The organism is Bradyrhizobium sp. ISRA436 (assembly GCF_029910015.1).
Classification (GTDB): Bacteria; Pseudomonadota; Alphaproteobacteria; order Rhizobiales; family Xanthobacteraceae; genus Bradyrhizobium.
The window spans coordinates 1811160-1831089 of record NZ_CP094519.1 but is presented as its reverse complement, the minus strand read 5'-3'; the positions used below and the strand labels follow the sequence as shown (position 1 = coordinate 1831089).

General features: G+C 65.5%; 19 protein-coding genes. 9 read left to right on the top strand and 10 right to left on the bottom strand.

From position 1 onward, the window contains the following. Window positions 1–8: 8 nt before the first annotated feature. Window positions 9–1568: an SUMF1/EgtB/PvdO family nonheme iron enzyme gene (locus MTX23_RS08680; RefSeq protein WP_280976211.1), complete on the bottom strand. Its 1560-nt coding sequence runs from the start codon at window positions 1566–1568 to the stop codon at window positions 9–11. 330 nt (window positions 1569–1898) lie between these two features. After that, window positions 1899–3077 (bottom strand): MFS transporter, encoded by a 1179-nt coding sequence (locus MTX23_RS08675; protein WP_280976210.1) that lies wholly within the window; start codon window positions 3075–3077, stop codon window positions 1899–1901. Between the two features lie 73 nt (window positions 3078–3150). Between MTX23_RS08675 and MTX23_RS08670 the strand changes: the two genes are divergently transcribed. Both MTX23_RS08670 and MTX23_RS08665 read left to right on the top strand, forming a co-directional pair. Then, entirely contained in the window at window positions 3151–3951 is an 801-nt protein-coding gene (locus MTX23_RS08670) for a helix-turn-helix transcriptional regulator (protein WP_280976209.1), read from the top strand. A 139-nt stretch (window positions 3952–4090) separates the two neighbouring features. Then, window positions 4091–5446, top strand: coding sequence for a malonyl-CoA decarboxylase (locus MTX23_RS08665; protein ID WP_280976208.1), 1356 nt, complete (start codon window positions 4091–4093; stop codon window positions 5444–5446). Between the two features lie 112 nt (window positions 5447–5558). Here MTX23_RS08665 and MTX23_RS08660 read toward each other — a convergent pair whose 3' ends face one another. The 7 genes from MTX23_RS08660 to MTX23_RS08630 form a co-directional block, all read right to left on the bottom strand. Then, window positions 5559–6728 carry a mandelate racemase/muconate lactonizing enzyme family protein gene (locus MTX23_RS08660; RefSeq protein ID WP_280976206.1) on the bottom strand — a complete coding sequence of 390 codons (1170 nt, stop codon included), beginning with the start codon at window positions 6726–6728 and terminating at the stop codon, window positions 5559–5561. A 141-nt stretch (window positions 6729–6869) separates the two neighbouring features. Beyond that, window positions 6870–7136: a DUF3297 family protein gene (locus MTX23_RS08655; protein ID WP_280976205.1), complete on the bottom strand. Its 267-nt coding sequence runs from the start codon at window positions 7134–7136 to the stop codon at window positions 6870–6872. Next, window positions 7133–7609 carry a glutathione peroxidase gene (locus MTX23_RS08650; protein ID WP_280976204.1) on the bottom strand — a complete coding sequence of 159 codons (477 nt, stop codon included), beginning with the start codon at window positions 7607–7609 and terminating at the stop codon, window positions 7133–7135. The genes MTX23_RS08655 and MTX23_RS08650 overlap by 4 nt, the downstream gene beginning before the upstream one ends. Window positions 7610–7627: 18 nt before the next feature. Continuing rightward, complete coding sequence (locus MTX23_RS08645) at window positions 7628–9019, bottom strand: amidase family protein (protein ID WP_280976202.1); 1392 nt, start codon at window positions 9017–9019, stop codon at window positions 7628–7630. Between the two features lie 73 nt (window positions 9020–9092). Further along, window positions 9093–9659, bottom strand: a complete 567-nt coding sequence (locus tag MTX23_RS08640; RefSeq protein ID WP_280976201.1) for a c-type cytochrome — start codon at window positions 9657–9659, stop codon at window positions 9093–9095. A 74-nt stretch (window positions 9660–9733) separates the two neighbouring features. Then, window positions 9734–11008 (bottom strand): PQQ-dependent sugar dehydrogenase, encoded by a 1275-nt coding sequence (locus tag MTX23_RS08635; protein ID WP_280976200.1) that lies wholly within the window; start codon window positions 11006–11008, stop codon window positions 9734–9736. Between the two features lie 169 nt (window positions 11009–11177). After that, complete coding sequence (locus tag MTX23_RS08630) at window positions 11178–11435, bottom strand: hypothetical protein (RefSeq protein WP_280976199.1); 258 nt, start codon at window positions 11433–11435, stop codon at window positions 11178–11180. 319 nt (window positions 11436–11754) lie between these two features. On the opposite strand from MTX23_RS08630, the gene pqqA reads away from it, so the two are divergent. The 6 genes from pqqA to pip all read left to right on the top strand — a co-directional run bounded on the left by pqqA (window position 11755) and on the right by pip (window position 16188). Further along, window positions 11755–11835 carry a pyrroloquinoline quinone precursor peptide PqqA gene (gene pqqA, locus MTX23_RS08625; RefSeq protein WP_035635412.1) on the top strand — a complete coding sequence of 27 codons (81 nt, stop codon included), beginning with the start codon at window positions 11755–11757 and terminating at the stop codon, window positions 11833–11835. 151 nt (window positions 11836–11986) lie between these two features. Further along, window positions 11987–12916, top strand: coding sequence for a pyrroloquinoline quinone biosynthesis protein PqqB (gene pqqB, locus MTX23_RS08620; protein WP_280976198.1), 930 nt, complete (start codon window positions 11987–11989; stop codon window positions 12914–12916). A gap of 20 nt (window positions 12917–12936) precedes the next feature. Further along, on the top strand, window positions 12937–13692 hold the full coding sequence (pqqC, locus tag MTX23_RS08615; RefSeq protein ID WP_280978010.1) for a pyrroloquinoline-quinone synthase PqqC: 756 nt from the start codon (window positions 12937–12939) through the stop codon (window positions 13690–13692). Between the two features lie 9 nt (window positions 13693–13701). Beyond that, entirely contained in the window at window positions 13702–14010 is a 309-nt protein-coding gene (gene pqqD, locus MTX23_RS08610) for a pyrroloquinoline quinone biosynthesis peptide chaperone PqqD (RefSeq protein WP_280976197.1), read from the top strand. Continuing rightward, window positions 14007–15215 carry a pyrroloquinoline quinone biosynthesis protein PqqE gene (pqqE, locus tag MTX23_RS08605; RefSeq protein WP_280976196.1) on the top strand — a complete coding sequence of 403 codons (1209 nt, stop codon included), beginning with the start codon at window positions 14007–14009 and terminating at the stop codon, window positions 15213–15215. Before pqqD ends, pqqE begins: the two co-directional genes overlap by 4 nt. Continuing rightward, window positions 15205–16188: a prolyl aminopeptidase gene (gene pip / locus MTX23_RS08600; protein ID WP_280976195.1), complete on the top strand. Its 984-nt coding sequence runs from the start codon at window positions 15205–15207 to the stop codon at window positions 16186–16188. Before pqqE ends, pip begins: the two co-directional genes overlap by 11 nt. A gap of 316 nt (window positions 16189–16504) precedes the next feature. On the opposite strand, the gene MTX23_RS08595 is transcribed toward pip, so the two are convergent. After that, window positions 16505–18880 carry a caspase family protein gene (locus MTX23_RS08595; RefSeq protein ID WP_280976194.1) on the bottom strand — a complete coding sequence of 792 codons (2376 nt, stop codon included), beginning with the start codon at window positions 18878–18880 and terminating at the stop codon, window positions 16505–16507. Window positions 18881–19075: 195 nt separating this feature from the next. Here MTX23_RS08595 and MTX23_RS08590 point away from each other — a divergent pair, with 195 nt between their 5' ends. Further along, window positions 19076–19747 carry a DUF4286 family protein gene (locus MTX23_RS08590; RefSeq protein ID WP_280976193.1) on the top strand — a complete coding sequence of 224 codons (672 nt, stop codon included), beginning with the start codon at window positions 19076–19078 and terminating at the stop codon, window positions 19745–19747. Window positions 19748–19930 lie beyond the last annotated feature (183 nt).

Sequence of the window (19930 nt, the reverse complement as noted above, 5' to 3'; positions counted from 1 at the left end):
ATCGCGCTTTAAAGTGACAGCGCGACCCGGAAGCCGTGGGTCGGATAGCGAACGTTGGTGTCGTAATTGTCGCGATTGGCCGGTCGCATATAGCGTGCGTCGTTCTTCCAGGAGCCGGACCGGATCACGTGGGAGAAGCAGTCGCCGTCATGCCGCGCCGTCCCGTCGGCCGGCGCGCCCTGGTAATTCCGGTGCCAGCAGTCTTCGACCCATTGATCGACCCCGCCGCCCATGTCGTAGAGGCCGAACGGATTCGGTCTGAAGCTGCCGACCTTGACCGGCTGTTCGGCCGCGGCGTCACCGCCGCAATCCTTGCAGCTCGCCACGCCCGGTTGCACCTGATCGCCCCACCAGTATCTGGTCTGCGTGCCGCCGCGAGCCGCGTATTCCCATTCGGCCTCGCTGGGAAGCCGGTACGGCTTCTTCGTGCTGTCCGCGAGCCACGTTACATATTGCTTCGCATCGCTCCAGCTCACATTGGTGACCGGCGCGTCGTCATTGCCGGTCGCCGTAAAGCCGCAGCCCTTGGCGGCCGCGCAGGCATTCCATTCGCGCACGGTGACCGGATATTTGCCCATGGCAAAGGGCTTGACCGTCACCCGGTGGATCGGCCGTTCCGAAGCGTCATCATTGCTACCCATCGCAAAGCTGCCGCCGGTCAGCGAGACCATTTCGGGCTCGGGCGCGGCCGCGGCTAGCGCCGGTCCGGCAGGACTGGCGGAGGGCGCAGGCTGTGGCTGAGCCGACGATTGCTGCGCGGTCGGCGCCGGAACCGGACTCTGCGCTTGATTTGGCGCGACCGGCTCGGCTGCAGGCGCCGGCTCGGCCGGCTTCGGCGCCGGCGCGGGAGATGACGATGGCGCCAGCACCATCTCGCGCGGATTGCCGCGCGGTTGCACCAGCAAGTACCAGAGCGCGCCGCCGGCGATGATCGCGATCGAAAGGCCGAGCAGGCTGATCAGGACGTTCTCGCGGCGCCTGCGCGTCCGGCTATACGCCGCCACATCCGGCAGCACGCGATAGACCCGGACGGGATCGGTGATGTTCTTCACTCTGCGGTCGCCGAGCGACTCGTAGCCGCAAACCAGCTTGTGCTTGATCTGCTCGTAGATGCCGCCGGAGATGAAGACCTCGCCCGGGTCGGCGATCCCCTCCAGACGCGCGGCGACATTGACGCCGTCACCATAGATGTCCTCGGGTTCGATGATGATGTCACCGAGATTGACCCCGATCCGGTATTCGATCCAGAACTCCTTCGGCACCGCCGCATTGCGGCCGACCAGGTTCTGCTGAATGACAATGCTGAAGCGGACGGCCTCGACCGGACTGTCGAACATCGCGATGAAGCCGTCGCCGGTGGTCTTCACCAGCCGCCCGTGGTGCTCGGCGATGGTTGGCTCGATGAGATCGCGCAGGATTCGCTTGACGCGGTTATGCGTGCCCTCTTCGTCGAGCTGCATCAGTCGGCTGTAGCCGGCGATGTCGCCCGCGACGATCGCCGCCAGACGCCGCGGCACCGCGCCGTCGGACGGCGGCTTGCCTGATTTGAAATCGCGGATTTCACCCATGATTCCGGTTGCTCCACAAACCACAAATGGCAGTGTTTGAGGCGCAACCGGCGCCTCAGTCCCCGAAACCTGCACAAAGCCTATCACACCATCGTGCCGGGACAAGCGAAGAACGGCCCCCCGCTTGCGGCGGATGCGCGCTCCCCGCGGGGTTAATCCTACTGGGTCACAAACCTCGTAACCCTCATGGTGAGGAGCGCGGAACGCGCGTCTCGAACCATGAGGCTGTGGCCTACATCCTTCGAGACGCCCGCTTCGCGGTCTCCTCAGAATGAGGGGATATGCCGCAGTAAGATTAAGCGGAACCGGCGCGGTAAGGCGTTCCCGCCGTCAATTCACCTGCGCGACAGGCGTCCTGATCTCGCGCGGCAGGATGATCGCGGCGGCGACCGCGAGCAGGCACAGCGCCGCAAACGCACGCAGCATCGTCGTGAAGCCGCCCTGATCGTAGAGCCAGGCGACAAGACCGACCGAGGCGCCGGCGGCGGTGAAGCCGACGAAGTAGCGCACCGCATAAGCACGCGAGCGCCATTCCTCGGTGGTGTATTTGCCGACCATCGCGTCATTGACGGTCACTTGGCCGAAGGCGCCCATCACGATGCCGATCGAGACCAGGATCAGCGGCAGGTTCGACAGGCCGGCCGCGAGATAGAGGAACGGCGCCAGCACGAACGAAAGCGGCAGGGCCACCGCCTTCAGCGAATGTTTGTCAAGCAACTTGCCGATGGTGTATTGCGTCATCGCGCCGAACACGTAGACCCCGGCCGCAATCAGCCCGAGCAGCGCCGGGCTCTTGGTCAGGTCGGCGAGCCGTTCGGCGAACAGTTTTGGCAGCGCCACCGTCACCGCATTGAAGGTGGTCGAGATCGCAATCACAACGATCAGCAGCGCCAGCACCACACGCCACATGTCCTCCTTGGCGACGCGGACCTGGGCTGCGGCCTGCTTCGAGCCCTTGCGGTCCTCATGCACCACGGTCATCGCAAAGGCGATGCCGATCAAAACGGTGATCATGCCGGGCAGGATGAACGCCCAGCGCCAGCCGAGATACTGGCCGATCACGCCGGTGACCAGCGCCGAGGAGGCGACGCCGAGATTGCCCCAGACGCCGTTGATTCCCATCTGCGCGCCGAGCTTCTCGGCGTAGGACACGATCATGGCGGTGCCGACCGGATGGTAGATCGAGGCGAAGATACCGATCGCAAGCAGCGCCGCGCCGAGCTGCAACGGCGTCTGCACGAAGCCGACCGAGATCATCGAAAGCCCGATCCCGACGAAGAAGATCACCATCATGTGGCGGCGGCTCCAGCGATCGCCGAGCCATCCGGTGACCAGCGAGCCAGCGCCGAAGGCGATGAAGCCCGGCGTCGCATAGGGCAGAAGCTCCGAATAGGCCATGCCGAGCGCCGGGCTCATGATGATGACCGCGGCGGCGAAAATCAGCATCGAATAGTGGTCGATAAAGTGGGCGGCGTTGACGAAGGTGATCACCCGGCCGGGGCTGTTCATGGGGCAGTCCTGACTCGAATCTTCAATTGCTCGAAAATAGGTTATAGAAACTTGTCCTGACGGAATGTCGCCAATGACTATCGCCGAACCGCCAATCCGAGCGCTTCATGACGACCGGCGCGCCGCCGACGACGGCGTGCACCTCGTCGCGCGCACCTACAGGAAAGGCGTCCGGCTCGACCCGCACATGCACCGGGAGGCGCAACTGGTCTATGCCGCGAAGGGCACCATGCAGGTGACCACACCGAAGGGCCGCTGGCTCGTGCCGCCGGACCGCGCCGTCTGGGTGCCTGCCCTGTTTGCGCATGCGATCGACGTGCTCGCCGACATCGAGATGCGGACGCTGTATTTCGACCAGGCATGGCTTGCGCGCGAGAAACGCAGCGACAGCCTCGCCAATGAATTCGTGGTGCGGGTGTCGCCGCTGCTGCACCAGGCGATCCTTGCGCTGTTCGACAGCGCTGGCAACCGCGAGCGCACCGAGCTCCTGGTTAGGCTGCTGATGCTGGAGCTGCACCGGGCCGAGGATCCCGCGACCTTCATTCCGTTGCCGCAGGAGCCGCGTTGCCGGCGCGCCGCCGACGTCGTGCTGGTGGATCCGACACGCGACTACGAAATCGAGTCGCTGGCGCGCACCGTCGGCACCTCGGCACGGACGCTGTCGCGGCTGTTCTCGGCGGAGACGCAACTCTCCTTCAAAAGCTGGTGCCAGCGCGCCCGCATCGCGGCTGCGATCGAGCGTCTCTCGACCGATGCCAATGTTTCGGTCAAGCAGGTCGCATCCGACCTCGGCTATGCCAGCGTGCCGGCATTCTCGCACGCCTTCCGCCAGGTGACCGGCAAGACGCCGACGGAATTCGCGGAGAAAACGTGAACGCGATCCGTCATCAAGCGCCAACCAATTATACCATTGTTGTGCCGCGACATATTTCCGTACGATCCATGCGCTTGATTCCAGTGCTCCCGGCCTTAAATCCCGTGTAAGGTTCGGCTAAACTGGATACGATCCGCCAATGGCCAACGCCTTTTTCTCCGATCTGCTCGCGACGATTTCCGAACGCGGCCGCACCCTGCTCCGCCGCGCCGTCCCGACCGACGACAAGCAGGATCCTTCCGAGCTGCTGGAATTGTGCGAGGCGCTGCTATCTGGGCGCGGCGAGGCGTCCGGCACCGCAATGGCGCGCGAGGTGCTCGACCGCTACCATCACCTCGATGGCGACGGCCGGCTGTCCTTCTTCCACACGCTGGCCCGCGATTTCGGAGCCGACCAGGCCAGATTGTCGCAGGCGATCGACAGCTGGCGCGCGCAAGCCAATGGCGACGACGCCAGCGACCTGCATTTCGCCTCCGAACCGCGCCGGCAGGAGTTGATTCGCCGGCTCAATCGCGCGCCGGGCGGCACCGGCGAGTTGGTGTCGATGCGATCCGATCTGCTTTCACTGATGAAGGGCAACAAGGACCTCGCCGTGCTCGACCGCGACGTGGTGCATCTGCTCTCATCCTGGTTCAACAGGGGATTTCTCGTGCTGCGCAGGATAGACTGGTCGTCACCGGCCAATATTCTGGAAAAGATCATCCGCTACGAGGCCGTCCACGAAATCCGCGACTGGGACGATTTGCGCCGGCGCATCGACCCGGTCGATCGCCGCTGCTATGCGTTCTTCCACCCCGCCCTCGCCGACGAGCCATTGATCTTCGTCGAGGTGGCGCTGACCGAATCGATCCCGGGCGCGATCGCGCCGCTGCTCGCCGAGGAGCGCGAGCCGGTGCCGGTCGAGCGCGCCCGCACCGCCGTGTTCTATTCGATCTCGAACACGCAGCGCGGGCTCGGCGGCATCTCCTTCGGCAGCTTCCTGATCAAGCAGGTGGTCGAGGAACTGCGCCGCGAATTGCCGAAGCTCGACAATTTCGTGACGCTGTCGCCGGTGCCGGGCTTCGTGCAATGGGTGAAGCAGGCGACCGACGTGCCGCTCACCGACGACGATCGCCAGTTGCTGGAAAGCCTCGACAAGCCCGACTGGTTCGAGAATGCCGAGCTTGCGACGCAGCTGCGTGCGGTGCTGGAGCCGCTTGCCGCCTACTATTTCCTGAAGGCGCGTACGTCGAAGGGCCGGCTGATCGACTCGGTCGCACGCTTCCATCTCGGCAACGGTGCGCGGCTGGAGCGGATCAACTGGCTCGGCGATCTCTCGCCGAAGGGCCTGCGCGAATCCGCCGGCATCATGGTCAACTATCTCTACCGCATCGAGGACATCGAGAAGAACCACGAGGCCTACGCCAACACCGGCGAAGTGATCGCCTCGAGCGCGGTTAAGAAGCTGCTCAAGGGCGAAGGCCGCCGCTTGCTGGACATGCGGCTGGGGCAGTAGCCGCAGAATTCTCCACGTCGTTGCGAGGAGCGAAGGCGACGACTTGTCCACGGAAGCCTTGGCGAAGGCGGACAAGTCGCTTCGCGCGCAATGACGATCGGCGCGCGCTTTGCTACTCCGCCAGCGCCTTCATTTCCTTGTAGAGATCCGACTTGCCCTCGAAGCCGATGCCGGGAAGGTCGGGCATGACGATGTGGCCGTTCTCGACGCGCACCCCATCTGGGAAGCCGCCATAGGGCTGGAACAGGTCGGGATAGCTCTCATTGCCGCCGAGCCCGAGGCCGGCCGCGATGTTGAGCGACATCTGGTGGCCGCCATGCGGGATGCAACGGCTCGGCGACCAGCCATGGGTCTTCAGCACGGTGAGCGTGCGCTGATATTCGCAGAGCCCGTAGGACAGCGCGCAGTCGAACTGCAGCCAGTCGCGATCCGGCCGCATGCCGCCGTAGCGGATCAGGTTCCTCGCATCCTGGTGGCTGAACAGGTTTTCGCCGGTCGCCATCGCGCCCGGATAGAACTCGGCGAGCGCCGCCTGCAGGGCATAATCAAGCGGATCGCCGGCCTCCTCGTACCAGAACAGCGGATAGTCCCGCAGCATCTTGGCGTAGGCGATCGCGGTCTCCAGATCGAAGCGGCCGTTGGCATCGACCGCAAGCTGCGCGTCCTTGCCGATCTCCTTCAGCACCGCCTCGATGCGTTCGCGGTCCTCGGCCAGCGATGCGCCGCCGATCTTCATCTTCACGACGTTGTAGCCGCGGTCGAGATAGCCGCGCATTTCCTTGCGCAGGCCGCCGAGATCCTTACCCGGATAGTAATAGCCGCCGGCGGCGTAGACGAAGACGCGCGGATTGGCGGTCAGGCCGTGGCGCTCCGCGAGCAGGCGGAACAGCGGCTTGCCGGCAATCTTCGCCACCGCATCCCACACCGCCATGTCGATGGTGCCGACCGCAACCGAGCGTTCGCCGTGACCGCCCGGCTTCTCGTTCGACATCAAGGTCGACCAGACCTTGTCCGGATCGAGATTGTCGCCGCTGGCGTCAAGCAGCGACTTGGGATCGGCTTCCCTGAGCCGCGGCGCGAAGCGCTCGCGGATCAGGCCGCCCTGTCCGTAGCGGCCGTTGGAATTGAAGCCGTAACCGATCACCCGCCTGCCGTCGCGCACCACGTCAGTGACGACGGCGACCAGGCTCGAGGTCATCTTGGTGAAGTCGATATAGGCGTTGCGGATTGGCGAGGAGATCGGCTTGGTGACCTCGCGGACATCGACGATACGGACGGACATGGTGTTGTCGCTCTCTAAGTTGGATCCCCGCTTCTCTTGTCACCGTCATTGCGAGGAGCGAAGCGACGAAGTAATCCATTTCTCGACAAGCGGAGGGATGGATTCCTTCGCTTCGCTCGCAATGACGGCGCAGGGAGCGCCTCAGGACTTCTTATCCCGGAAATACGGTTCGACCGGACCGTGCACCTTGATGGTCAGCGGATTGCCGTAGCGGTCCTTGGCATTGCCGGCGGTGACGCGCACCCAGCCCTCGCTGACGCAGTATTCCTCGACATTGGTTTTCTCGACGCCCTTGAAACGGATGCCGACGTCGCGCGCCAGAATCTCCGCGTTGTAATACGGGCTGTTCGGATCGACCGAGAGGCGGTCCGGCAATTGGTCGTTGGTGGTGTCGTTGTTCTCGCTCATAGCAGCGCCTCGATATCCTTCCTCAATCCTTCGGGCCGGGCGGTCGGCGCATGCCGCGCCACCACCTTGCCGGCGCGATCGACCAGGAATTTGGTGAAATTCCATTTGATCGATGCGCCGAGCAGGCCCGACTTCTCACGCTTCATGTACTCATACAGCGGGTGCGCATTGGTTCCGTTGACGTCGATCTTGGCGAACATCGGGAACGTCACGGCGTAATTGGTCTCGCAGAACTCCGCGATCTGTTTCGCGTCGCCGGGCTCCTGCGCGCCGAACTGGTTGCAGGGAAAGCCGAGCACCGCGAAACCGCGCGGCGACAGGTCGGCGTGCAGCTCCTGCAGGCCCTTGTATTGCGGCGTGAAGCCGCAGGCGCTCGCGGTGTTGACGATCAGCAGCACCTGCCCCTCGAACCGCTGCAACGGCACGTCCTCGCCCGCCAGCGACCTGGCGGTGAAATCATAGACGCTCGGCATCCTGTCTCTCGTCGTGACCTACGTCGCCGGATCGATCGCCGCCGACGGCGTGCCACCGGCCTCGATCGCCTCGCCTGCGGCAAGGCAGAGATCTTCGCGATAGCGGCCGGCCACCAGTTGCACGCCGACGGGAATCCGCCCGACCAAGCCGGTGGAGACCGTTAGCCCGGGAAGCCCCATGAAGGGAATGGCAATCTGCGGCAGCTGCGCGTGCCATACCCGCGCAAACGACGCCTCGTCCTTGCAGTCGAGCTGATCGGGGAACGGCAACTCGCCGGACACCGGCAGCAGCAGCACCGGATATTGCTCGAAGAACGCGAACCACTCGCGGGTCAGCGTGGCGCGGCGGGTCAGCGCCTGCGACAGGTCGAACGGATGCACCTTGGCGCGGTTGCCGCGCAGGCAAGCGAGCGCGCCGGGATCGCCCTCGCGCTCGGCGATCGCGAGCTGGGCCTCGTAGCCGTCGCCGAGCCAGAGCTTGGTCTGGATCTCGGCCGCCTCGCGCAGGGGCGGCGTGTTGGCGATCTCCTCGACGATCCAGCCCGCGCGCTGCAGCCGCCTGCCGGCATCGGCCACCGCGGCGACCACCTCGGGCACCGGGTTGAGGCCGTCAGGATTGAGGCACATCGCGACGCGCTTCTCCCGCGGCGACCCCTCGAGCGGCACCGGCGCGTACCAGGGATCGCGATAGTCCGGCGCCGACATCGCCGCCAGCGCGACGCGCAGATCGTTGACGGTGCGCGCCAGCGGGCCGGACACTGCGCTGATCTGCGGGCCGATCGGGCGTTCCGGCAGCGCCGGGTTGAAAGCGGGGATGCGGCCCATGCTCGGCCGCAGGCCGTGCACGCCGCAGGCATAGGCGGGATAACGGATCGAGCCGGCGATGTCGGTGCCATGCGCGATGTGGCCGATGCCGGCCGCGACAGCCGCCCCCGCGCCGCCCGAGGAGCCGCCTGGCGTGATGCCGGGATCGCGCGGGTTCTTGGTGTCGCCGTGAATGAGGTTGGTGGTGAACCAGCGATAGGAGAAAGCCGGGCAGTTGGTGCGGCCAAGCAGCACCGCGCCGGCCTTGCGCAGATTGGCGACCACGGGATTGTCGATTTTGGCGATGGTGTCGCGCTGCAGCTTCAAGCCGTTGGTGGTGGGATAGCCTTCCTGGTCGACATTGACCTTGATCGTGACCGGCACGCCGGCAAGCGGCCCCACCTCGTCGCCGCGCGCAATCGCCGCGTCGATCGAAGCGGCCTGCGCCAGCACGTCGTCCGGCCGGTGATCGACCACCGCGTTGATCTTCGGGTTGACCGCATCGAGCCGGGCAAGCCCTGCCTGCGCCGCCTCGTTCGCCGAAACCTTCCTGGATTTGATGAGGCTGGCCAGCTCGCTGGCCGACAGACGCCAAAGATCCTGCATGTGCAACTCCGTGTGACGGGAGGCGTTTTAGCGCCGCACGAGGGACAAGGCCAGCGCTCCGCTGCCCGGGATGTCAGCGAACGCGGGCGATGTAATAGGCAAGATCGGTGATCTGGTCCTTGGTGACCGTCTGCATCACGTCGGCCATGGTGGCGTCGTAGCCGTGGCGGCTGTTGTCCTTGTATTCGGCGAGCGTCTTGGCGAGGTAATCCTCGCGCTGGTTGGCGATGCGCGGGACGTTCTCCTTCCCCGAATAATCCGTGTTGTGGCAGGTGTTGCAGCGGTTCTGCTGCGCCAGCGCCTGGCCGCGCGCGATCCGCGCCGGATCGCCGGTATCCGCGGGCGGCGCGGGCTTTGGCAGGGTGGCGATGAAATCGGAGAAGGCCCTGAGATCGTCGTCGGTCAGCGGCTTGGCCATCTCGTTCATCGGATCGAACACGCGCAGCTTCTCGCGAAACATGAAGAGCTGGACCAGCGCATACGGCGCCTGCTGGCCGCCGAGCGAGGGCGTGTTCTCGGTTTCCGATGTGCCGTGCTCGCCGTGGCAAGCAAAGCATGCTGCCGCGCGTTCCTGGATGGTTTCGGCGTTGGCGGAGAAGGCGGTCGAAGCCAACGCCACGGCGACAGCGAGCTTGCGCATCGATCCATCCTCGCATTCAATTTTCAATAGAAATCGGGGGCAGCGGGTGCTGCCCCCGATGATCTGTTGTCGACTTACCGGTCGGCGACCTTCGGCTTGCCGTAGCTGACGCGGTAGACCGCGCCGTTCCAGTCATCGGAGACGAGCAGCGAGCCGTCCTTCAACAGCATCACGTCGACGGGGCGGCCGACATACTTGTTGTCCTGGAGGAAGCCGGTCAGGAACGGCTCGACCGACTTCACGGTGCCGTCCTTGTTCAGCTTGACGACGACGACGTCACCGCCCTGCTTCTGCGTCTTGTTCCAGGAGCCGTGGCGCGCGACGAAGATCGCGTTCTTGTCGGACTTCGGGAACATGCTGCCGGTGTAGAAGCGCATGCCGAGCGAGGCGGTGTGCGGGCCCATCAGGCCGGCCGGCGGCGTGTAGTCCTTGCAGGACTTACCCCAGCCAAGCTCCTGGTCGATGATGTTGCCCTCGTAGCAGTACGGCGCGCCGAAATCCTCGCCGGCCTTGGTGATGCGGTTGAGCTCGTCTTCCGGCACCGTCTCCGACAGCCAGTCGCGCCCATTGTCGGTGAAGTACATCTGCTTGGTCTCGGGATTCCAGTCGAAGCCGACCGTGTTGCGCACGCCGAGCGCGTAGACTTCGGCGCCGGTACCGTCGAGATTCATGCGGCGGATCTGGCCGTGATCGGCGTCGTGCAGCACGTTGTTGCCGGGCTGGCCGACCGGGACATAGAGCTTGTTGTCGGGACCGATGGCGATGAACTTCCAGCCATGGGCCTCGTCCTTCGGCAGCTTGTCGTAGATCACGGTGGGCTTCGGCGGGTTGTCGAGGACGTCCTCGACCCTGTCGATCTTGGAAACCTGCGAAAGCTCGGCGATGTAGAGCGTGCCATTCTTGAAGGCGACGCCGTTCGGGCGAAGGAGGCCGGAGGCGAGCACCTTGACCGAGCGTTTGCCGTCCCTGTTGACGATCGCATAGACCTTGTCGACGAGCCGGCTGCCCACGAACACGGTGCCCTTGTCGCCGAGCGCCAGCGAGCGCGCATTGGCCATACCGGCAGCATAGACCTCGACATTGAATCCGGCCGGAACCTTGAGCTTGGCGAGTGGCAGCTTGTCGGGCGAGGCGGGGAGCGGCGGCGGTGCGACGGGTGCGAGCTTGGCAGCCGCCTCATTGTCCGGACGGCCGATCAGCGGCGAGCCCGGCGGCAGCGGCTGGGCGGCAGGCGCTGCGCCGGACGCCTGCGGCGCGGTCGGCTGCTGCGCGGCGGCACCGAGCGTGAATGCACCGAAGACAGCGCCAGCCAACAACAGGCTGCGCGGCGCGAACGAGTAACGCATCATGGTGTTCTCCCCTGGGCGGAAGCCGTCTTGGTTGGCACCGGCGACATCGACCGGCGTTAGCGGCCTTCCCGAATCGCCAATCTCGCGATTGTCCGGACAAATGCAATCGGAAACATGCCGGAAGCAGACGCGACCGGGGAAGTGTCGCGCCACGCGGCCTTTCGACACGTCAATGTCGGGTGATCGAGCGGGCCGGGCGATCGAGGATCGCTTCCGTGAACGGGAACTCCAGCACGATCTCGCCGTCGTCGTCGGTCACCTCGATCACCGCGCTCAGCAATGCACCGTCGGCGCCTTCGGTCTTGAGCAATTCGCGAATCATGGCCCGCGCCATTTCCCAGGCGCGATCGGGATCCCGCAGGATTTCGCCGTCAGGATCGGAAATCAGCTCGTCGCCGATACGGGTGTTGAAAAAATAGCGTGGCATCGGCTGAACTCGGCTCGGTTAGGCACCCCTCGTCGCCGCGGGCGCAAGAATCGTCACCAGGACCTTGGGAGGAGGCTTACGAACCCACCTCCATCCCAACATCACTATTCACCCAACTGCGAACAACAGGAAAAAGGTCTGATGCCACGGGCTTTTGACGGGAAGGCGCGCACAACTCCGTGAGTGATCGCGAAGAGATGCCGCATCGCAGCATAACAGACGCAACACAACCTTGCGAAAAATTTAAGTGGCGAACTTTTTCTGCCGCAGTACCTTAATTGCAGGGCGGAAGTTCGTCCGGTTGCAATGGGAGAGCCAAATGGCCTGGAAAGCACCGAAGATCGTCGAAGTGTCGGTCGGCATGGAAATCAACATGTATATGTGCGCAACCCGCAAGTAAGCGGCAGCGCTCCATATACATATACATTTAGCAATTAACGCAGGTGGACGTCCGGGCCTAATACGCTCCCGAGGATGGGAGCGTGTTCGAAATCCGGGCTCCACCTCGTAATGTTTCTGGGCCCGAGTCCAAGTCCGCCAGGAGACGGATCATGCTTCGCGTCGTCGTCCTGGGTGCCGCAGCGGGTGGCGGCGTTCCGCAGTGGAATTGCGGATGCCCGGTGTGCCGGGCGGCACGGAACGATCATCCGGAATTGCAGAGCACGCAGGCCTCGATCGCCTTCAGCGGCGACGGTACGCACTGGTTCCTGGTCAACGCCTCTCCCGACCTCCGCCAGCAACTGATCGCGACCCCGCAGTTGCATCCGAAGCCAGATGCACTACGCCACAGCCCGATCACGGGCGTGATCCTCACCAATGGCGAGATCGATGCCGTCGCGGGACTGCTATCGATGCGCGAGGGATCGCCCTTTACGATCTACGCGCATGAGCGCGTACTGGCGATCCTGCGCTCCAACAGCGTCTTCAACGTGCTGAGCGAGAAGAACGTCGGGCGCCACGGCATTGCGGTCGATGCCGCCTTCGAGCCCGTCCTGCCCGATGGGGCGCCCTCCGGCATCGAGGTGCTGGCGTTCGAGGTTCCCGGCAAAGGCGCCTGGTATCTCGAAGGCAGGGCGCATCCGGCAGGCGGCGACGGCGCGGGCGATACGCTGGGCCTGCGTATTGCGGACAAGCGGAGCGGCAAATATTTCTATTTTCTCGCCGCCTGCGCGCGGGTGACCGACGACCTCAAGGGACGGCTCAAGGGCGCGCCTCTGGTGTTCTTCGACGGCACGGTGTGGCGCGATGACGAGCTGATCGCGGCGGGACTCGGCAACAAGACCGGCCAGAGCATGGGACATATCGCGATGTCGGGCGAGCACGGCGCGATTGAGAGCCTCGACGGTCTCGACATCGGACGAAAAGTGTTTTTGCATATCAATAACTCCAACCCAGCGCTGCTTGGGACCTCGGCCGAGCGCAAGACGGCCGAACAGACGGGCTGGCAGATCCCCTCCGACGGAACGGAGATCGTGCTGTGAATGTGGTGCCTACCAGTGGAATGACCGCGCTTTCGATCGGCAAGGGCATCATGCTCGACAGCGCCGAGGCGATGGAGGCGACGCTACGCCAGATCGGCGCGACGCGTTACCACAGCCTGCATCCGTTCCACCGGTTGCTGCATGGCGGCAAGCTCAACAAGGGCCAGGTGCAGGCCTGGGCGCTGAACCGCTACTATTACCAGAGCACGATCCCGCTGAAGGACGCGATGGTGATCTCGCGCTTCCGCGACCGTGCGACACGGATCGAGTGGCGCCACCGCATTGAGGATCATGACGGCGACATCGGCAATGAAGGCGGCATCGAGCGCTGGCTCAAGCTGACCGACGGGCTCGGTCTCGACACCGCTTACGTGGAATCGACCGAAGGGATCTTGCCGGCGACGCGCTTCGCGGTAGAGGCCTATGTGCATTTCTGCCGCGACCGCACTCCGCTGGAGGCGATCGCCTCCTCGCTGACCGAATTGTTCGCGCCGAACCTGCATGAGGAGCGCATCGCGGGAATGCTGAAGCACTACGACTTCGTCAACCCCGACATCATGAGCTATTTCAGCCGCCGCCTGAGGCAGGCGCCGCGCGACGCGAACTTCGCGCTGGACTATGTTAAGCAGCACGCTAGGACACCGGCCGAGCGCGAGGCGGTCTGCAACGCACTGATCTTCAAGACCAACGTGCTGTGGGTGCAGCTCGACGCGCTCTATCACGCCTATGTCGACGGCCACGTTCCGCCGGGTGCCTTCGTGCCGAAGACGAGCTAGGGACAAGCCATGGCCAGCCGCAACATCAGCGTCAGCGAGACCAGCCGGCCGAAGCTGCCGCGCCATGCCAAGCTGAAATTCGATGAGACGCGGCAGGTCTGGGTGATCCTGGCGCCGGAGCGCGTGCTGGCGCCGGACGAAATCGCGGTCGAGGTACTGCAGCTCTGCGACGGCGTGCGCAGTGTCTCCGAGATGGTCGACCAACTCGCGGTGAAATATGCCGCCCCGCGCGAGGCGATCTCGGGCGACGTGGTCGCGATGTTGCAGGATCTGGCCGACAAGGGCTTCCTCACCGAAGCGCGCGAGAAGACGCCATGAGTGACACGCTCGCCGACAACAAGATGACGTCCACGGGCCCGAGCGACGGGCTGGCGGTGCTGGAAAGCCGCCGCTCGGCGGCCGAGACCTACGGCATCCCGCTCGCCGTGCTGGCCGAGGTCACGCACCGCTGCCCGCTGCAATGCCCGTACTGCTCGAACCCGGTCGAGCTCGACCGCGGCAGCACCGAGCTCACCACGGACGAGTGGAAGAAGGTACTGAACGAGCTTGCCGAGCTGGGCGTGCTGCAGATCCATTTCTCCGGCGGCGAGCCGACCGCGCGCAAGGACATTGTCGATCTGGTGCAGCACGCGACCGATGTCGGACTCTATTCCAACCTGATCACCTCGGCCGTGCTGCTGACGAAAGACAAGCTCGCGGCGCTGGCCAATGCCGGCCTGTGCCATGTGCAGATCAGCTTCCAGGGCAACGAGCCTGTTGTCGCCGACCGCGTCGCCGGGCTGAAGGACGCGCACAAGAAGAAGCTCGAGGTGGCGAAATGGACGCGCGAGGTCGAATTGCCGCTGACCGTGAATGCGGTGATGCACCGGCAGAACCTGCATCAGCTCCGCGACATCATCCAGATGGCGGTCGATCTCGACGCCGACCGGCTCGAGGTCGCCAATGTGCAGTACTACGGCTGGGCGCTGAAGAACCGCGCCGCGCTGATGCCGACGATTGCGCAGATCGAGGAGACCAGCCGCATCGTCGAGGAGGCGCAGGCGCGGCTGAAGGGCACGCTCGCGATCGACTACGTTGTGCCGGACTATTACGCGCTGCGGCCGAAGAAGTGCATGGGTGGCTGGGGCCGCCAGTTCTTCAACATCTCGCCGGCCGGCAAGGTGCTGCCGTGCCACGCCGCCGAAAGCATCACTGGGCTGCAATTCGAATCCGTACGCTCGAACCATTCGATCGCGTGGATCTGGCAGAACTCGGAAGCCTTCAACCGCTATCGCGGGACCGGGTGGATGCCCGAGCCATGCAAATCTTGCGAACTCCGCGAGGTCGATTTCGGCGGCTGCCGCTGCCAGGCTTTCGCGCTGACGGGCGATGCCGGCAACACCGACCCGGCCTGCGCGCTGTCGCCGCGGCATGAGGAGATCTTCAAGCAGGCCGAGCGCGAATCCGAAGCCGCGCAGAATCGCTTCCTCTACCGCAACTTCGCCGGCGGCACGCTGGAGACGGACGACCCCCATGGCGCCTGACGCCGAAGCCGGCAAAGCCGCCAGGCGTTCCGACCCCTTTGCACCCCTGACGTCGGAATTGCTGGATGTCGGCGACGGCCATGCGATCCATGTCGAGAGCGTCGGCCGCGAGGGTGGCGTTCCCGCCGTCTATCTGCATGGCGGACCCGGCAGCGGTTGCCAGCCGGACCATCGCCGCCTGTTCGATCCCGAGCGCTTCCACGCCGTGCTGTTCGACCAGCGCGGCTGCGGCCGCAGCCGGCCAAAGGGCAGCCGCGAGCACAACACGACGCCGCATCTGATTGCGGACATGGAAAAGGTTCGCGCGCGGTTCGGCTTCAAACGCTGGATGGTGGTCGGCGGCTCCTGGGGCGCGACGCTGGCGCTGGCCTATGCGCAAGCCCATCCCGACCGCGTCAGCGGTCTCATGCTGCGTGCAACCTTTCTCGGCACGAGTGAGGAATTAGTCGGAGCCTTCCTGCACACCTTGCCGCGCGTCTATCCCGCGCTCCATGAGGATTTCGTCGCGCTGCTGCCGGAGCACGAACGCGGCTCACCGCTCGCCTCCTATTATCGCCGCATCCTCGATCTGGACGCCGCCGTGCATGCCCCGGCCGTGCGCGCCTGGCACGACACCGAGCGCGCGCTCTCGGAGCACACGCCGAAACAGACGCGACTCGACCTCGCGTCCCTGAACGGATCAGGCGCCCTGCCCTCGACGCCGTTCATGGAGGCGCATTATTTCGCCAATGACTGCTTCATGCGGCCGAACCAGCTCATGGACGAGGCCGGCAAGCTCGCCGGCATTCCCGGCATCATGGTACAGGGCCGCTACGACCTGCTGTGCCCGCCCGCGACGTCGCACGCGCTCGCCGCGCGCTGGCCCGGCAGCGAGGTCCGCATCATCGACGGCGCCGGCCACATCCTCTACGACCCCGGCATCCGCAATGCCGTGATGAAGGCGATCGCGGATCTGGCGTCGAAGGCAGTTTGAGATTTAGTCGGATAGCGGTCGCGATGGAACTGCGCTCCCTCTCCCCGCTCTTAAGGGGTCGAGACGAGCGGAGCTCGCTCTTAGAGGGTTGGGGCGAGGGACCGTCTCCACACAACGGCGAGAGGTGCGCCTGGAGACTCCCCCTCACCCGGATCGCATCTCGCGATGCGATCCGACCTCCCCAGCCGCGCGGGCCGCCTGGTGGCAAGCCACCAGCGCTGCAATCGCGCCAAACAGGAACTTCAAAGTCGACCGGAATCCGAGAGATCCGATCTGCTCATGGATCCTGACCTGCCCGGCCCTCCCTCTTACACGATCAGTGTGGGCACCGTCCGGGCGGACACCGCGCCGGCGCGGGCCGCGCGGCAGCCGCGGGCCTCGGAGGTGCCGGCGGCGCCATCCGTGGTGGCGGCGGCGCGGCCATCCGTGGTGGCGGCGGCGCGGCCATCCGCGGCGGCGGCGGGGCGGCGCGCTGCACCTGCATCGCCGGCCGCGGGGGCGGCGGAGCAGCGACGCGTGGAGGCGGCGCAGGCGCGACGCGCGCTGGCGGAGGAGGAGCAACCCGCGGGGGCGGAGCGACCGCGCGTTGCGGCGGTGGCACCGCCGCCGTGCGTCGAGGCGGCGGTGGCGGAGCGACCACGCGCGGCGGTGGCGTCGGCCGCGATGCTGGTGGCGGGGTCACGGCGGCACGCGCCGGTGCGCTACGCATCGCCGGCGCCGGCCGGGCCGGAGCCGCGCGCATCGCCGGCGTCTGAACCGGTGCGCCCGAAGGCCTCAAAGTGCTGGTCGGCGCCGTCGCGGCGCGCGAGGGCGGTGGTGCCGTCGGCGGCTTGCCTGCGGCAGGCGCGTTCGTCCGGGCCCCCGGGGTCGGCCGTCCGATCACCCCTTGCGCCGGCGCATTGGCGGGCGCTAGGGCCGTCGCAGGCCTGCCCGGAGTGAGCGCATTCGGCCTTGCGCCCGGTTGTGCCGGATTCGCGGGTGCGGTCTGTGGCAATGGCGGGCCGTTCCTGGCACCGGGCAGCGTGTGGGCGCCCGGCGCAGCAGGGTTGTTGGGCGCGGTCGCGGCGCTCGTGCTCGGCGCTGCGCCCGGCTGGGTCGGCAGCATACCCGGCCGCGCACCGGGACCCGGCTGGCCGCCTTGCGGTCCGCCCGGCTGCACCAGATTGGCGCGCTGCAGGGCCGCTGGCGGCAGCGACGGTGCTCGCGAGATCGGCCCGCCTGGGACCGTCGGCCTCACCCCGGCCGCAGCGAGTTGCGCGGGCGTGGGATTGGGATTGTTGATGACCGTGTTGATGATCGTCGTGTTGTGGATGTTGTTGAACACGATGTTGTTCGGCGGCGGCACGACATAGGGCGGCGGTGCCACATAGCCCGGCATCGCCACGAAGAACGGCGTCGGCAGCACGAACAGGCCGATCGGTGGCGGGGGCGGCGGCAGCACCACGAAGTCCGGCGGCGGCGGCGGCAGGAAGAACACCGGCGGCGGCGGTGGCGGTTCGAAGTCAAACACCGGATCGCCGTAATAGAGCACCGGACGGTCGACATAGACCACCTCATCCGGCGGCGGCGGCGGCACGTCGTAGTCGATCGCAGTGAACTGCGGCGGCGGCTCGAGCGCAGCCGAGAGATAGGCAAGGCGCCGCCGTGCGTCGGCCGCATGCGGCCCGCGCGGATAGCGATTGAGATAGGACCAGTAGGCATCCGGCGTATCGGCGCTGTAGGTGCGCCGCCAGGTGATCGCCTCGCGCCGCGCCGCCAAGATCGCGCGCACGCGCTTGGCAAGCGGATCGTTCGGATAGGCCTGCAGGTAATCCTCGTAGCCCTGCATCGTGTCGCGCTCCAGCGCCGCTGCATAGGCATCCTGCGCCGAGTAGTCGCGGATCGGCTTGCTGCGCATTGCGGCATCGGCCTGGGCGGGCGGCGCGTCCAGCTTGCGATCGAAGAACACGAAGGGTGCGTCGATCTTCTGGGCGTCCCACGGGATCTGCGCGCCCTTGGTCATCTCGTTCACGCGCAGGCGGACCCGGTCGAACACGTCGGGCAGGCTGAGGCCGCCGGTGCGGATCATCTCGGCAAGCGCCTGGGCGTAGGGCCCGTAGGGCGGTGCGCCGTCGGGCGCGACGGTGCCGGGCGCCGAGTTGAAGGCGATCAGCATCTTCGGATCCGGATCGACCAGCGCAAGGCCGCCGGCCAGCGGCTGTCCTCCCTTGGCAAACGGATTGCTGCGCGCCGCATCGAGCACGATCACGCTCGCCTTGATCTGCAGCGCCGAGAGTTGATGGGTGTAGTCGGACAGGCGAATCGCCTCGACCGGCACGTCGGTGTCGCGGGCGATCTTGGCATCGACCGGCACGAAGTAGTTCTCGCCGGTCAGCTGCAAGCCATAGCCGGCGAGGTAAACGAAGGCGACGGTGTTCGGTCCGGCCTCCTGCACCTTCTGGACGAAATCGCGGAACGATTTGCGCAGCGTCTCGCCGTCGAGGTCGCGCGCGCCGATCACGTCGAAACCGGCCGCCTGGAGGGTCTGCGCGATCAGCCCGGCGTCATTGGCGGCGGTCTGCAGCGGAGGAGCGGCCTCGTAGGAGCCGTTTCCAATGACGAGCGCGAGCCGCTTCTCCTGGTCCTGCGCCAGCGCGGGCAGCGACGCCAGCGACACCAGACCGACGATCAATGCCCACAGAATTCGCGCCATAGCGGTCGTCCTTTTCTTCTTTAAAGAAATTGGCGGGCCAAATGGAAATGCAACCTCCGTGAACCCGCGCTGAACAGGATTGTAGCAATTGTGGCAATCCTTGGTCTGGACCGATTTTCGTCGCAGGAACCGGCTTCCGTTGCACCGGCCATTCGGCAATATTCGGCAATCAAAACAGGCACACAGGAGCAGAAGATGCCGATCACCGGACAGGGTATGCTGCTGACATCGATGGATGTCGACAGCTTACATGAAGCTGAATTCAACCGCTGGTACGACCGCGAGCACATCGAGGAGCGAGTCGCAATCGATGGTTTCATCGAAGCCCGCCGCTACGTCGCCCATGACGGCAGGCCGAAATATCTGAGCCTCTACTCGACCGCGACCTTCGACGTGCTCGACAGCGAGGCCTATCGCACGGCCCTCGCCAACCAGACCGAATGGTCGAAGGCCAACATCGCGCGCTTCAAGAACATGATCCGCGGGGTCGCCCGCATCACCATCAGCCGTGGCACCGGCCGTGGCGCAGCACTCGGCATCATTCGCCTGCGCCCGCCCGCCGACGGCGCGGACAAGCTTCGCGCGGCGCTGGAGGAGCAGCTTGATCCATCCGCGCTGGACGGGATCATCTCGATGCACCTGCTGGAGAACGATCCGGTTTTGTCGAGGCCGCTCACGCCTGACGTGGCGAAAGCCGATCCCGGCGCCGGCGATTGGTTCGTGCTTATCGATGCGACCGATGTGGATGCGGTGCCGGCCGCCGCGGCGCGCATCATCGATAACGCCGCACTCAAGCCGCTGGTGGTTACGAACGGCGTCTATCGGCTGCTGTGGGATCTCGCCAAGAGCGATCTTCCGCGCGATTAAGCGCGCTATGCGGCGGCGCGACATGCTGCACCGCCACATAACGACATTGAGATTAACGCTGGGCGCACATCAGCCGCGCGAAAGCTGATGATCGCGCAAATTTGGCTTTGCCTTCTCTGGAACGCCTCTAATAAGATAAACCTATGATCCAATTCAAAAACCAGAACAACGTCGCGTGAGCGT

What these genes read in the sequence shown, in the direction of transcription:
- MTX23_RS08590 (WP_280976193.1), top strand. Translation starts at nt 19,076, where the DNA reads ATGCCGATCACCGGACAGGGTATGCTGCTGACATCGATGGATGTCGAC.
- MTX23_RS08635 (WP_280976200.1), bottom strand. Translation starts at nt 11,008, where the DNA reads ATGATGCGTTACTCGTTCGCGCCGCGCAGCCTGTTGTTGGCTGGCGCT.
- pqqC (WP_280978010.1), top strand. Translation starts at nt 12,937, where the DNA reads ATGACCGCGCTTTCGATCGGCAAGGGCATCATGCTCGACAGCGCCGAG.
- MTX23_RS08660 (WP_280976206.1), bottom strand. Translation starts at nt 6,728, where the DNA reads ATGTCCGTCCGTATCGTCGATGTCCGCGAGGTCACCAAGCCGATCTCC.
- MTX23_RS08630 (WP_280976199.1), bottom strand. Translation starts at nt 11,435, where the DNA reads ATGCCACGCTATTTTTTCAACACCCGTATCGGCGACGAGCTGATTTCC.
- pqqE (WP_280976196.1), top strand. Translation starts at nt 14,007, where the DNA reads ATGAGTGACACGCTCGCCGACAACAAGATGACGTCCACGGGCCCGAGC.
- MTX23_RS08655 (WP_280976205.1), bottom strand. Translation starts at nt 7,136, where the DNA reads ATGAGCGAGAACAACGACACCACCAACGACCAATTGCCGGACCGCCTC.
- MTX23_RS08680 (WP_280976211.1), bottom strand. Translation starts at nt 1,568, where the DNA reads ATGGGTGAAATCCGCGATTTCAAATCAGGCAAGCCGCCGTCCGACGGC.
- MTX23_RS08640 (WP_280976201.1), bottom strand. Translation starts at nt 9,659, where the DNA reads ATGCGCAAGCTCGCTGTCGCCGTGGCGTTGGCTTCGACCGCCTTCTCC.
- MTX23_RS08665 (WP_280976208.1), top strand. Translation starts at nt 4,091, where the DNA reads ATGGCCAACGCCTTTTTCTCCGATCTGCTCGCGACGATTTCCGAACGC.
- pqqD (WP_280976197.1), top strand. Translation starts at nt 13,702, where the DNA reads ATGGCCAGCCGCAACATCAGCGTCAGCGAGACCAGCCGGCCGAAGCTG.
- MTX23_RS08595 (WP_280976194.1), bottom strand. Translation starts at nt 18,880, where the DNA reads ATGGCGCGAATTCTGTGGGCATTGATCGTCGGTCTGGTGTCGCTGGCG.
- MTX23_RS08645 (WP_280976202.1), bottom strand. Translation starts at nt 9,019, where the DNA reads ATGCAGGATCTTTGGCGTCTGTCGGCCAGCGAGCTGGCCAGCCTCATC.
- MTX23_RS08650 (WP_280976204.1), bottom strand. Translation starts at nt 7,609, where the DNA reads ATGCCGAGCGTCTATGATTTCACCGCCAGGTCGCTGGCGGGCGAGGAC.
- MTX23_RS08675 (WP_280976210.1), bottom strand. Translation starts at nt 3,077, where the DNA reads ATGAACAGCCCCGGCCGGGTGATCACCTTCGTCAACGCCGCCCACTTT.
- pqqB (WP_280976198.1), top strand. Translation starts at nt 11,987, where the DNA reads ATGCTTCGCGTCGTCGTCCTGGGTGCCGCAGCGGGTGGCGGCGTTCCG.
- MTX23_RS08670 (WP_280976209.1), top strand. Translation starts at nt 3,151, where the DNA reads ATGACTATCGCCGAACCGCCAATCCGAGCGCTTCATGACGACCGGCGC.
- pip (WP_280976195.1), top strand. Translation starts at nt 15,205, where the DNA reads ATGGCGCCTGACGCCGAAGCCGGCAAAGCCGCCAGGCGTTCCGACCCC.
- pqqA (WP_035635412.1), top strand. Translation starts at nt 11,755, where the DNA reads ATGGCCTGGAAAGCACCGAAGATCGTCGAAGTGTCGGTCGGCATGGAA.